The sequence below is a fragment of the Nitrososphaera viennensis EN76 genome (assembly GCF_000698785.1).
In the GTDB taxonomy this organism is placed as follows: Archaea; Thermoproteota; Nitrososphaeria; order Nitrososphaerales; family Nitrososphaeraceae; genus Nitrososphaera; species Nitrososphaera viennensis.
In genome coordinates, this window is record NZ_CP007536.1 from 1289471 (window position 1) to 1301723 (window position 12253).

The 12253-nt window shown below is 52.7% G+C and carries 13 protein-coding genes and 2 tRNA genes; 7 read left to right on the top strand and 8 right to left on the bottom strand.

Translation table 11 applies throughout. From position 1 onward, the window contains the following. Positions 1 to 56: 56 nt before the first annotated feature. Together NVIE_RS07350 and NVIE_RS07355 are read left to right on the top strand one after the other, a co-directional pair. Positions 57 to 680 (top strand): CBS domain-containing protein, encoded by a 624-nt coding sequence (locus tag NVIE_RS07350; protein WP_075054693.1) that lies wholly within the window; start codon positions 57 to 59, stop codon positions 678 to 680. Between the two features lie 50 nt (positions 681 to 730). Then, positions 731 to 805: transfer RNA gene (locus NVIE_RS07355), tRNA-Met, on the top strand. Positions 806 to 1544: 739 nt separating this feature from the next. Here the strand turns inward: NVIE_RS07355 and NVIE_RS07365 are convergent. Next, positions 1545 to 3188: a TolB family protein gene (locus tag NVIE_RS07365; protein ID WP_144239558.1), complete on the bottom strand. Its 1644-nt coding sequence runs from the start codon at positions 3186 to 3188 to the stop codon at positions 1545 to 1547. 141 nt (positions 3189 to 3329) lie between these two features. Further along, a complete protein-coding gene (locus NVIE_RS07370) occupies positions 3330 to 3695 on the bottom strand; it encodes a hypothetical protein (RefSeq protein ID WP_144239559.1) in 366 nt (121 codons plus the stop codon). Positions 3696 to 4076: 381 nt separating this feature from the next. Here NVIE_RS07370 and NVIE_RS07375 point away from each other — a divergent pair. Continuing rightward, positions 4077 to 4150 (top strand) — tRNA-Phe (locus NVIE_RS07375). 9 nt (positions 4151 to 4159) lie between these two features. Here the strand turns inward: NVIE_RS07375 and purB are convergent. After that, complete coding sequence (gene purB / locus NVIE_RS07380; RefSeq protein ID WP_075054697.1) at positions 4160 to 5521, bottom strand: adenylosuccinate lyase; 1362 nt, start codon at positions 5519 to 5521, stop codon at positions 4160 to 4162. Positions 5522 to 5692: 171 nt separating this feature from the next. Between purB and NVIE_RS07385 the strand changes: the two genes are divergently transcribed. From NVIE_RS07385 to NVIE_RS07395, 3 genes are read left to right on the top strand one after another with little or no spacing between them, the layout of a single operon-like run. Then, a complete protein-coding gene (locus NVIE_RS07385) occupies positions 5693 to 7078 on the top strand; it encodes an RtcB family protein (protein WP_084790894.1) in 1386 nt (461 codons plus the stop codon). Next, positions 7075 to 7482 carry a DNA-binding protein gene (locus tag NVIE_RS07390; RefSeq protein ID WP_084790688.1) on the top strand — a complete coding sequence of 136 codons (408 nt, stop codon included), beginning with the start codon at positions 7075 to 7077 and terminating at the stop codon, positions 7480 to 7482. The genes NVIE_RS07385 and NVIE_RS07390 overlap by 4 nt, the downstream gene beginning before the upstream one ends. Next, on the top strand, positions 7475 to 7822 hold the full coding sequence (locus NVIE_RS07395; RefSeq protein ID WP_075054698.1) for a hypothetical protein: 348 nt from the start codon (positions 7475 to 7477) through the stop codon (positions 7820 to 7822). The genes NVIE_RS07390 and NVIE_RS07395 overlap by 8 nt, the downstream gene beginning before the upstream one ends. On the opposite strand, the gene NVIE_RS07400 is transcribed toward NVIE_RS07395, so the two are convergent. From NVIE_RS07400 to NVIE_RS07415, 4 genes are read right to left on the bottom strand one after another with little or no spacing between them, the layout of a single operon-like run. Continuing rightward, the gene (locus tag NVIE_RS07400; RefSeq protein ID WP_075054699.1) at positions 7819 to 8226 is read right to left on the bottom strand and encodes a 30S ribosomal protein S11; all 408 of its coding nucleotides are present in this window, start codon (positions 8224 to 8226) and stop codon (positions 7819 to 7821) included. The two genes, NVIE_RS07395 and NVIE_RS07400, sit on opposite strands and share 4 nt — an antisense overlap. Positions 8227 to 8268: 42 nt before the next feature. Continuing rightward, positions 8269 to 9033 carry a class I SAM-dependent methyltransferase gene (locus NVIE_RS07405; RefSeq protein WP_075054700.1) on the bottom strand — a complete coding sequence of 255 codons (765 nt, stop codon included), beginning with the start codon at positions 9031 to 9033 and terminating at the stop codon, positions 8269 to 8271. 31 nt (positions 9034 to 9064) lie between these two features. After that, on the bottom strand, positions 9065 to 9898 hold the full coding sequence (locus NVIE_RS07410; RefSeq protein WP_075054701.1) for a hypothetical protein: 834 nt from the start codon (positions 9896 to 9898) through the stop codon (positions 9065 to 9067). A 5-nt stretch (positions 9899 to 9903) separates the two neighbouring features. Continuing rightward, positions 9904 to 10230 (bottom strand): hypothetical protein, encoded by a 327-nt coding sequence (locus NVIE_RS07415; RefSeq protein WP_075054702.1) that lies wholly within the window; start codon positions 10228 to 10230, stop codon positions 9904 to 9906. Between the two features lie 226 nt (positions 10231 to 10456). On the opposite strand from NVIE_RS07415, the gene NVIE_RS07420 reads away from it, so the two are divergent. After that, positions 10457 to 11596, top strand: a complete 1140-nt coding sequence (locus tag NVIE_RS07420; protein ID WP_144239560.1) for a PAS domain-containing sensor histidine kinase — start codon at positions 10457 to 10459, stop codon at positions 11594 to 11596. Here NVIE_RS07420 and NVIE_RS07425 read toward each other — a convergent pair whose 3' ends face one another. Then, entirely contained in the window at positions 11597 to 12124 is a 528-nt protein-coding gene (locus NVIE_RS07425; RefSeq protein ID WP_075054704.1) for a response regulator, read from the bottom strand. Between the last annotated feature and the right edge of the window lie 129 nt (positions 12125 to 12253).

The following is a 12253-nucleotide window of genomic DNA, read 5'->3' on the forward strand; positions in this document are numbered from 1 at the left end:
CGGTTTTCAAAAAATTTCCACGCCACGCTTAAATAAAACAGGGCAGACAACTACCTATGAGTTCAGGTCCTGACATCACGTCGCTTCTTTCCCTGCCCATAGAGAATTTTATCAACATGAACGTGGCCATCATGGAAGGCGACAGGTACGTGGACCAGGCCCTTGAAAAGATGAAGGAAAAGGGCGTGCGAAGCGTCCTTGTTTCCCACCAGGGCGAGGTCGTCGGCATCGTCAGCAAGACGGACATACTATTCAAGGTCATGTCGCAGGGCCGGAACCCCGGCAAGGTGAAACTGAGAGAGATAATGACAAGCCCGGTGCTTGCAGTGGGCCCGCACAGCACGGTGCAGGAGACGCTTGCCATGATGGACAAGCACGTCGTCCGGCAGCTGATCGTCACCGCACAGTCGGCGGTGCTAGGCATGGTGTACCGCGACGATATTTTCGAGCGCATACACCTGTCGACGGTATCGACCGCGGACGCGGCGCTGAAGGGGACGCCAGTGTGCATCATAAACCCAAAGGCTATTGCGTACATCAAGGACCTGAGCGCCGCGGCAGTAGTGTGCCCATACTGCGAGTTGCCTTTCGACTCCAAGGAAGCATTGTCAAAGCACATCGACAGGCTGCACACAGGATCGGGCGTACTTGAAGGCGACGTCCGCAGGACATTTGAATAGTTAATATAAGCAGGGCGAAAATATCGCAACAGTACGCTTGCTGAGCGCGTGCCGGGGTAGCTCAGCTTGGTTAGAGCGTACGACTCATAATCGTAAGGTCGCGGGCTCAAATCCCGCCTCCGGCACTACTACCTTATTTATCACATACACATTCGCGTCTCATTTCAGCACGGAAATTAAATGCAACAAAGCAACAAGGCCAACAAGAAAAAATGTTTTTATCTCTTTTGCATACCATTAGAGTATTGACCGCTCCGTTGCCAAAAGAATACAAATGCAAGATTTGTGGGACAGTTCTGGTAGACAGAGAACACCTGAACAGGCACAAGCAAGTACACAAGGGCAAGTTAGTGGAATTTGGCGATCCCTACGCTATCCAAGTTGTTGGGGCGCCGCAGGACACTACTATCGTTCGCGCAGTGAGTAACCTTTTAGGAAAAGGGGAGAAATAATTAATTCATTGTTAAAAGATCTTTTGCACGCTTGTTATGCAACAAAAGCATTGCATAACTTGTTGCATAGTCAGTGATCTTGCAAAAAGTCATCAACACTAAATTTTATGAAGCAAACAATCAAGTATGACTATAAAATTTTCCGACTTTGTTATTTTTAATATGGTATATCTATCCCCCTACCACGTCAACGCTTTATTCCTGACAAGATATAGAAGCTTCTGACATTTGGCAGAGGACTTGAACGATCACGGCTACTTCTGAGCCTTTGGATATTAATGAGACAGTCAGACGACAATGATCTTTGTAATATTCGTTAAACAGATCGGACCTGTCGCAACAATTGAGAGCCATCCTATTATGATGTCGGCTATGGTACCAGCGACTGCTAGTATCAGCTTATATCTTGATATTAGCAATTCGGCCTTGATAGGCTAAAGCGCTTGTATTTCGCTGCAACTAAGAGTGATCCTATTGTTAGCGCTGCGATTGCTGTAGCGATGGATGAACCAAATTCTGGAGTCACTGTAGTCCCTACGATTTCAATTAATACAGCTGAACGATGATCTGTTGTATCGTCTGTGATGTTGACGATTGACCATCCTTCAATTTTGTCAATGTCAGCCTTTATCTTGCTACAAAACTCCTCGGTCTGTGTTGTGAGACAGTCTTTGGATTCTTCGGTAGGGTACAACTGTGTTCCATTGATAAAAATAGCCATGTCTCCGTCTATGAGACTGCTTGGAAGGTACAGCATCACGTCTCTTTCTCCAATTCTGTCCCCGGCCCTCGGTCCTTGAAGGGTCATAGAAAGCGTCTTTGTATTCTCGTCGATTTTGGGTCCGTCAGTTATTGCCTCGTACCCAACGCTCAAGAATAAGTTATACTGAGGATTTCCGTACTGGCTGATAGGCTGCGCAACTCCACTCACGGGCCCTTCCACTATTGGTATCGTATTGGAAGGAATGGTACAAGGCTTGCTGTTGCAGATTTCAGTAAAAGTTAGATAGAGACCAGAATTTATTGGGTTGAAGTCGATGCCAGATGCCTGAATGCCACTGTTTATGACGTGAGCCATAATAGTTCCATCCCTATTTAGGACGCCTCCTCTCTCGTAACAGGCACCATTCACATGACCTTCATTTGTTGAAGAAAGGAGGGTTTGATTCCTTGTTCCATCAGGCGATATTGCAACCAATGGTCCTCCACATCGATAGTAGCCCACCGAATAAACTATTGCTGAATCATTCATGACCCATCGTGGGAATGCAATAGAGTAAGCTTGCTTCCATATTACCTTTGAAGAAATGACGTAAGGATTATTGTCAGCCTGTACACCAGCCGAGTCAGTCGAATTATCACGATTGTTCTGGCCAAGCTTCAGGGTAACAATCTCATCACCATAGCAATTCCCATCTATATTTATCTGACAAGGTTGCTGGCCTATCACCTGCCTGACAAGAAGGAGCGTTGTTCCATCCTGGCTAAGGTCAAAATACTGGACATTTGTGACAGAATCAAGCACGGTTTCGGATCCTGTCCTAAGGTCATGAATGCGTATTTGGTAAGCCAGCAAGCCACTTTCCACAGAATTAGGCTCAAACATCAAGTAAATAATGTGGTTGCCATCTGGCATCCAATCAAACTCAGTAAAGTTTCCTTGAAACTGAAAATTCTGGGTTGCTTTAGTTTTCAAATCAAATATTTCTAGCTGGCTGGAAGAGTCCGGTGGCATTGTGTGCGTAAAGGCTATCTTGCTCCCATTGGGGTTAAAGCGTGCTGTAGAAATAAATTCACCCTGCCTAAATTCTGCGATCGTCATCAGTTTCGTTCCATTCGCCCCGTACAACATTACCCTAGGTTCAAAACCGGATGTTGAAACTACAAGAATGTCTTCTCTAGGACTCCAGTCAGCCGGCCCATCCGCATTAGAGATTTTCCAAGTATCTTTGTAGAACAGGGATGGAATCAGTGTATCTGAAGTTACTTCTGCAACCGCATCTCTTGGCATAAGAAAACTTGAATAGCCTAGGATGAATATGATGACAAGCATCAAGCCCGATATGGAGCTAAATGGCAATTGATGTGGATTATGGCATGTTGCTTTTGAATATTTGGCTTTCATGATTGGCCGAAGACCCCGTATTATCTATCCGTCCAATCATGTCTCCTTCCTTTGTACTGAATGCCGGCGTTGCTAGTGGATCTGGTGTTCCAACACAGTAAAATCGAAGTTCGGCCACGGATCATCCGCAGAATTTTTGTACACCGTAGCTAGAATTATTTCTCGGATGAAGCCGTTGGGATAAGTATCCGAAGGTTCTGAAAGCTGTTTACTGGCTTTGTATGAAACAATTACTTCTACAAAATCCCTCTGAATATCTACCTTGGCATCTGGATACTTTGAAAGAAAATATTGCACATCCTTGACTTGCTTACTCTTTGTGATTAATTGTTCATTCGATAGGGCTGTTATTGGTTTGAAGACAAATGCAAATACTGCGATAAAGATTATCCCTAAAGATATAGCAACGGCGACCGCACCAGCCAAGCTATCTGTCAATTGTTTTGAACACCATTGTTAGGTATAGGTCTCTTTTGAGCCTTTGGCTACTTCTGAAATCGGACCAAAATAATCTTTTCAATTGATGCGACAGTGACGCATTGCTATATGGGAATAATACACTATATCAATAACTGTTCAGGCATATGATATCATATGAGCCTAGCAACCGACGCTTGTGCATTGGGGCAATGCGGGATAGGTGGGAAGTGTAGATTAATTCTTTTAAGCAAACAAGCCGTTCCACTGGAAGCACGCCCCCTCCCATCTTCCGCGCACTGACGAATAATCAGGTGCCGGCCTGCATAGAGATGAGCTGAAACCTCCTCTTGCACTTTTTTGCAAGGATTATATACGGTGCACAAAAAGTAGTCAGCCAGTGCCGTCGTAGCTCAGCCTGGGAGAGCACTCCGCTGAAGACGGAGCCGTCGTGAGCTCAAATCTCACCGACGGCACTCTTACATTTACATCTTTTTCTTTGTAACATCTTTGACAAGCTTGGCGACGTTGTCCACAATCTTGCCAGAGGCGGCAAGGTGGTTCTCTGCCTGAAAGATGGCAGCAATCTCTTTTCTTGAGAGGTGCCTGCCGATGCTCTCATCCCTTGACACGGCATCGAGGAACTGCTCGCCCGACTCTATCGCTGCAAAGGCCACGCGCTGGATGTCCCGGTAGGCGTCAAAGCGCGCGACGCCCTTTTTCACGAGCGCCTCAAGCACAAACTCGGCGTAGATCTGCCCCTTTGTCATGTCGAGGTTTGCAGTCACGCGTTCCTTGTTCACCTTCAGCTCTGCTACCACCTTGGTCATTGCATTCAGCATCTCGTCAAGCAGGACGGCGGCCATCGGGAGCGTGAAACGCTCGTTTGCCGAGTTTGACAGGTCACGCTCATGCCACAGCGGTATGTTATCCATCGACACTGAAACGAGCGACTTTAACATCCTTGCAAGCGAAGACACGCGCTCGCTCTTTATCGGGTTGCGCTTGACGGGAACGGCGCTGGAGCCCATCTGACCCTTTTTGAAGGGCTCGGCAACCTCGGCGATTTCGGTGCGCTGCAGGTTGCGTATCTCTATCGCAATCTTGTCAAGCGTCGACCCTATGAGGGCCATCAGAAACTGCATCTCGGAATAGCGCTCCCTTGGGATCACCTGCGTTGCGGCGTCCACCGGCCAGAGGCCAAGGTCGCCTGCGACCAGTTTTTCCACCTCAAGGGCCCGCTCGCCCATCAATGATCCTGTGCCAACGACCCCGCGGGTCTTGCAGAGGAGAAAGCGCTTCTTGCCCTCCTCTATGCGCTCCACGTGGCGCGCCATCTCTGACGCCCACACTGCAAATTTCAGCCCAAAAGATATGATGCTTGCGTGCTGGCCGTGCGTGCGCCCGACCGCCGGCAAGTCCCGGAACTCGACTGCCCTGTCCGCAAGCGACTGCGCAAGCTTTGCCACCTTTCCCTCGATTATCGAGAAAGCGTCGCGCATCTGCATGCATGTTGAAGTGTCGACGACGTCGTTGCTGGTAAGCCCATAGTGCACCCATGGCTTGGCGCCTGATGGCACCTGCTCGCTTATCGCCTCCACCATGGCCGCCGTGTCGTGCTCGCTTTTTGCCTCTAGTTCCGCGACGCGCTCTAGCGTGATTTTTCCAGATTTTGCAGCCCTGCCAATCTCTTTTGCCGCGTCCTCGGGAACCATCTTGATCCTTGCCTGCACCTTGGCGACCGCAGCTTCAAAGTCCAGTTGATACTGGAGGCGCTGCTCGTCGCTGAAAATCGCGCGCATCTCCTTGCTACCGTATCGTCCCGAGTCTATGGGCAGTATTGGCACAGGAGAGGGGCATGCGGCGCTGAAATTAAATCTTGCCGGCGCAGGCAAGGCTTATAATGACTCCGGCGCCAATTTTGTAGCAAATTGACAGAGATTGCTACAAGGGCTGGCCTCAAGGTGAGGAAGGTAGGCGACAGGGAGTTCAGGATTGACGCCGACGCCTCGCGGGGCATGAAGGTGCCGGTCAGCATTTACGCTAACGATTCGCTCATTTCCAAGATGGTGACAGACAGGACCATCGACCAGGCGGCAAACGTCGCCACCCTGCCGGGCGTGAGAAAGCACGTCGTGGTGTTGCCGGACGGCCACGAGGGCTATGGCTTTCCGGTGGGAGGTGTGGCCGCGACCGACGTCGAGGAGGGCGTGATAAGCCCCGGCGGCGTGGGCTATGACATCAACTGCGGCGTGAGGCTTCTCCGCACAAACCTCACGGAAAGCGACGTGAGGCCGCGCCTCAAGGACCTCGTGAACGACCTGTTCAAGTCCATTCCCTCCGGCGTTGGAAGCGAGGGCGCCGTGAGGCTGAGCAAGTCGGAACTGGACGAGCTCTTGGTCGAAGGCGTCGGCTGGGCGGTGAGGCACGGCTACGGCACAAGCCACGACGCAGAGGTGTGCGAGGAATCCGGCACGATGAAGGGCGCCGACCCCGGAAGCGTGTCTGACACTGCAAGAAAGAGGGGCGCGCCGCAGCTTGGCTCGCTTGGCTCTGGCAACCATTTTCTGGAACTGCAAAAGGTGGACAGGATTTTTGACGAGCGGGCGGCAAAGGCGATGGGCATCGAGAAAGAAGGGCAGCTGACGGTGCTGGTGCACTGCGGCTCCCGGGGTTTTGGCCACCAGATCTGCACCGATTATTTGCGCGTGTCCGAGTCTGCGCTGCGCAAGTACAGCATCTCGCTCCCTGACAGGGAGCTTGCGTGCGTGCCAAACAACTCCAAGGAAGGAGAGAGCTACAGAAAGGCCATGTTCTCCGCCCTCAACTTTGCGTGGGCCAACCGCCAGATGATAACCCACTGGACAAGAAAGACGTTCGAGCGCTTTTTCGGCATGTCAGAGGACGGATTAAAGATGGACCTTGTGTACGATGTGTCGCACAACATAGCCAAGGTGGAGCGCCACAGGATTGACGGCGAGGGGACCCGCGATGTGGTGGTACACCGCAAGGGCGCGACAAGGGCGTTTCCTTCCGGCATGGAGCAGGTTCCCGGCAAGTACCGCGACCTCGGGCAGCCGGTGATAATACCGGGCTCGATGGGCACTGCAAGCTGGATACTGCTTGGCGGCAAGAACTCGCTTGACCTCAGCTTTGGCTCGACTGCGCATGGCGCCGGCAGGACCATGTCAAGGTCTGCGGCAAAGCGCAGCTACACGCCCGAAGGCGTCCGGGGGAACCTGGAGTCAAGAGGCATATACCTCAAGGCGCTGACAAAGGACGGCATGGTGGAAGAGACGCCGGAGGCGTACAAGGACGTCGATGCAGTGGCAGACGTGTCGGACTCGCTTGGCATCGCCACAAAGGTAGTGAGGCTTGTACCCATCGGGGTGATAAAGGGTTGAGCGGCAGCGGCGACGACCCGGACATTGAGATCATAAAGGCGCGCAAGATGAAGGAGATGCGCGAAAAGGCCGCTGCGTTTGAAAAGGCGGCCAAGAGCGCGCCTCAGGCGCCGGAAAAGAAAAAGAAGGCGCCAAGAGAAATAGTCGCCGCGTACCTTTACGACAGGGGCGACGAGGTGCTCAACGCTGCATATGCGCAGTTCCCGGCGCAGACCGAGGCCATCGTGACAAAGATATCAGAACTGATACTTGCCGGCGAGCTCCAGTCCCGGATATCCGGAGGGGAACTCCTGTCATTGTTCAGGTCGGTAGGCCTGCGCGTCAGGATCGACACTTCAATCAAGGTGGAAAAGGACGGCAAGCTGATATCGTTTTCTGACAGGCTGAAGCAGGACAATGAGTAGCAACAATCCTCTTGGCACTTTCATCCTTGACTTCCAGACCACCACGTTTGAGCCTGACGCCAAGATAGCAAACGATGTGCTTTCTGAACTGCAGAGGCGCTGCGAACTGGAAAACCAGTACGCGCTGGATCCGCCGATGGAGCGCGCCGGCTGGTCGTTTGCCAAGGTTTTCATGTCCGGGCAGTTTGTCGAAAAGATCCGCGACAGGCACGGCTACGAAATCGAGAAGTCAAAGGGCAGGAAATTTGACGACCGGTTCGTCGCGTGGCTTGCAAGCGAGTTGAAAAAACGCGGCTGCGGGGCGAACATAAAACTCGCCCCGGAAATGAAAGAGATCTAGACTCTGCGTCCTCTTCTTCCGCCGGGCTTTCTTGTCGTGTCGTGCGGGATTGGAGTCACATCGTCAATCCTGCCGATGCGAAATCCAGCCCTCGCAAGCGCCCTGATTGCCGCCTGCGCACCGGGACCCGGTATCCTCGGTCCGACGCCGCCAACCGCCCTCACGCGGATGTGCAGCGCGTTGATGCCCTTGCCCTTGGCCACTTCGGCGGCCGCAACCGCGGACTTCATGGCTGCGTAGGGCGACGACTCGTACCTGTCAGCAGTGACGTGGCGTCCGCCGGAGCTGAATGAAATAGTTTCGCTGCCACTCAGGTCGGTGATATGCACAAGAGTGTTATTGTAACTGCTAAAGATGTGGGCTACTCCCCACCTTGTCTGCGTAACTTCGTCTTGCTCAGACATGTTGGTAGATAGTTTCGTCTTTTTAGAGGGTTAAAAACGTTGTCAGCGCCCTCTTTCTCCCCATAGCCTTCCGGCCTTCATGTATATGGGCCAAGTCACCTTTCTCTGGGCATTCTCCTTTCCCCATGCGGCCTCTAGTTCAGGGTATATCATTTTCACCGGGTCTGACTTGTTTTCCTCGATGTATTTCTGGGTGCTTGACCAGCTGTAGAGATAGCCTACCAAATTCTGCATGTCCCATTCAAGCTCTATCTTCAAGTCCGGGGTTTCTACCTGCGGGAACGGAAAGGGGATGTTCTCGTACCTGTTTTCCACGTACCGGACCTCAGGAGGCCAGTACCGGCCGACAATGTCCTTGTAGAACGTTTGCGTGACCTTGTCTACCTCCGGGCTGACAGAATGCAGCCCGTACGTCCACGCGGCAATTACCGCATCCTTTCTTGCAACCCGCCTAACCTCCCGGTAAAAGTCGTCAAAGCGGAACCAGTGGAGCGCCTGCGCGACTGTGATCAGGTCGACGCTGTTGTCTGCAAGGTCAGGCTTTTCCGCGGGAAACACTGCAAAGCGGACGTTTGGTCCTGCCCGGGCGTTTTCAATCTGCTTTTTGCTTGCGTCGCTTGCAACGACCTGCTTGAAATATCCTGCAAGGAGCGCGGCGGCCTGCCCGTTTCCTGTCGCGCAGTCCCACGCCAGCTCCCGGCGCCCCACAAGCACTGCAAGGAATTCAAAGAGCGCCCTTGGGTACGTCGGCCGTGAAGCGGCATACTCTTTGGACTGCTTGGAAAACAGGTCTTTGAAATCGGCCAACGACGGATGTATATCTGACAGGACGGACTAATTAACCGGCCGCCGCAGGTTGTTTGCGGAGCTTGGCCTTGTCAAAGATAAAGAACCGGTTGTACCACCACAGCCCCGCCGCCATGGCAAGGTAGGCAATGACATAGAACGCGTTTATCATGAACAGGTCGCCATCAAAGTTCTGCACCTGCGCTATCCCAAGCAGGGTGTCGGCTATCCCGAGGGCTATCCAGCCGATAAAGATCCACGGGATCGAAGTCAGGTATCCCTTGCCCGAATTGAGGACGATGAGTATCGCCGGCATGAAAAGCACGGTGTCAAGGAGCGGGTACGCGATGCTTATCGCAATAGCAAGCTCGGCCCCTTCGCCCTGCAACTGCGAGACGCCGGCAAGCCCCGTTATGTACAGCCCTACAAATACCGACATGCCGGCTATCACCGCCGCCACCTTGTACCTTCCGACGCCCCGGCCGTAGAACCGGGCCGTGCTAAAAAGGTGGAACCCTATCGGGCCGTAGGCGGACAGCCACAGCGCGTCGGCTATGGACGGAAACGGCCTTTCGATCTGCAGGACAAGTTCATAGTATCCCCACGTAGATTCTGCCGCAAGCCACAGCACGAGCCCTACGGCAAGCGCAAGGTACGCCCGGCCGAAAATCCCGGTGACGTTCTGCCTCGCCACCACGATTGCAGATATCACCGCCGCGGCCCCCACCGTCAGTATCCTTGAAAGGTCGCTTGCGGCGATTATGGCGTCTGACTGCGACGTGGCAAGCACCACCAGGTTAATAGCCACGACCGCGCCTACCAGCGTGGCTACCAGGTTCTTTCGGCCGCGCTTGATTTCCGTTATCTCTTTTCTTGGTTCTTCCAACTAGCTCATACTCCTCCTTCTCCTTCTACTGCCGCTACTCCTGTGCCGAGCCATTTTCTTATCTTGTCAAAGCTCTTCTTTGACTTTTCAGGATCCTTTGCGCCGTGGTTCTTTTCCAGGTCTGCCCAGGTCATGTCCATTATCATGTCGGCGTGGGGCCCCACTATCTCCCGGAGGTTTGAATAGAGCGACTCGATGTCCACGGCCCGCGGGTTTGAGAATACGCCACGGCCGTCCATGTGCCACATTATCGTCTGGTAGATGGAGGAGCCAAGTGACATCAGCTCCTTGTCAAAGGCGCGCCTCAGGATGGTATTGCGGTCGTTCTCCATCGAAGAGTGCAGGCTCGCTCACCATCCAGCTTGTTTTGGACCCCCGACATCGAAGCACTACCTAACAGAAATATAGAAACTCATACAAGTATATATCGTTATTTTGGCAAGACTGAAGGATATTCCAGAGGCAAGAAGTACACTCCTTGCAGCCAGTGAGATAGGATACATAACTACAAAGTCGCTGGCAAAAGCCAATAATAACAACCTTCTTTAGGTGCTTTTCATGCCAAAAATATCAGGCTTGCAGAGAATGGACGATTTTGCCGAGAACATCCCGCTCTTGATTTGCTTTACAGGTCCTGACGGCAGGATAACGGGCGTAAACGGCTATTTCGCGCAAGCAACTGGATTTTCCAGGGACGACCTGGCGGTGATGCAGGTCTTTGACATCGTCACGGAAAAGGCCGGAACGCTGAAGGAAACCATCAGTGCCATTTGCGGCATGCAGGGCAGCGTCAAGGAAGTGGACGTCTTGATAAAGAGAAAAGACGGTACAGAGTTTCCGGGGATACTTGCTGCGTCGGCGTGGCAGCGGCAGGACAGCAGTGGCAAGAACACAGTCATCGGGATGGCAGTGACAGAGAGTTCCCGGCTAGAGCGCGCAAACAGGGAAATGGAGGCCGCAAACAAAGAGCTCAAGAGAAAAGAGAGCCTTAAAGACGAGTTCATAGCTATCGCGTCGCACGAGCTGCGCACGCCCATCCAGCCGATATTGGGGCTTGCGTTGCTTGCAAAAAAGGGGCAGATAAGCCAAGAAGAGGCGTGGGATTCCGTCCTGAGGGAGGCGCGCAGGCTGACGCAGCTTGCAAACGACATACTGGACGTCAGCAGGATAGAAAACGGCACCCTGCGGTACAACTTTGCCAGGGCAAACGTCTCTGAAATAATAGAGTATGTCGTAAACGCGCTAAGGACAAGCGAGCTGGGCAAAGAGATCGACTTTTACATAGCAATGAACGAAGGCGCACGCGCGGCCTACTGCGACCTGGACAGGCAGCGCATCACCCAGGTGCTCATGAACGTCATCGGCAATGCGGCCAAGTTCACGGGAAAGGGCAGGGTCACTATTGAGGCACGGGCCGACGCAAAAAATTCCCGGTACGACATCGTGGTGAGCGACACGGGAGGTGGGATACCGGAAGCCGTCCTGCCGCACATGTTCAAAAAGTTCATCACAAGGAGCGTCGGCGAGGGAGAAAAGCATGGAAGCGGCCTTGGCCTGTTCATAAGCAGGGCGATAGTGGCCGCCCACAACGGCGCGATATACCTGTACAACAATGATGAGGATGATAAAAAAGGTGCGACGTTTGTCATCCGGCTGCCCTTTGAGCAGCCCGCGCGGCAGTCCTCTTCCTCCGGCTAGCTAGCCGGCAATCCCGCGGCCTTTTTGTATGGCCTTCAATCCTTGGTACAGGCCGAGCAGCTGGTCGTGGGTGGCATTCATCTTGCGAAGTTCTGCGATGTTGACGTTGAGCTCCTCAAGGCCCTTCCAGATACTGGTGTCCTCGACTAGCGAGACAAGATCGTCTATCTCAAAGGGTTTTTGCATCATTTCCACGACCTTGCTCAGAGTCTTTACGGCGTCCTGCAGGGTTTCAAGGACATAGGCGGATACAAAGATTATCCTCTGCTTTGGGACCAGCGCCAGAATCTCGCGGGCGACTTCCATCCCGTCCTTCTTGGGCATCCGGTAGTCCAGAAGGACCACGTCAAAAGGAGCGACGATGCTGTTGTTGTTGCGGCCGCCGGATTCGGCAAGGCGATGGCGGTTGTATTCCTCAAGGCACTCCACCCCGTTGTGGGTGACTATGACCTCGTGGCCTCGCTCTTCAAAAGAGATCTTGTAAACCTTGGCAATGTTTGGCTCGTCCTCGGCTACAAGGATTTTCAAAGACGCTTTGTAGAATAATACGCAATTAATTAATGTATAGTCATGCGGATTTGCAGGGGAAAAACGCCATCTGTTGCCGGTTAAAGTGCAAAGAATATTGCAGCGCTGCATCAGGATGTCAATATTTTC

Bases quoted from the DNA above. Each gene is read 5' to 3' on its own strand.
- NVIE_RS07385 (WP_084790894.1), top strand. From the start codon at position 5,693: ATGAAGGTGCCGGTCAGCATTTACGCTAACGATTCGCTCATTTCCAAG.
- NVIE_RS07395 (WP_075054698.1), top strand. From the start codon at position 7,475: ATGAGTAGCAACAATCCTCTTGGCACTTTCATCCTTGACTTCCAGACC.
- NVIE_RS07415 (WP_075054702.1), bottom strand. From the start codon at position 10,230: ATGGAGAACGACCGCAATACCATCCTGAGGCGCGCCTTTGACAAGGAG.
- NVIE_RS07350 (WP_075054693.1), top strand. From the start codon at position 57: ATGAGTTCAGGTCCTGACATCACGTCGCTTCTTTCCCTGCCCATAGAG.
- NVIE_RS07420 (WP_144239560.1), top strand. From the start codon at position 10,457: ATGCCAAAAATATCAGGCTTGCAGAGAATGGACGATTTTGCCGAGAAC.
- NVIE_RS07400 (WP_075054699.1), bottom strand. From the start codon at position 8,226: ATGTCTGAGCAAGACGAAGTTACGCAGACAAGGTGGGGAGTAGCCCAC.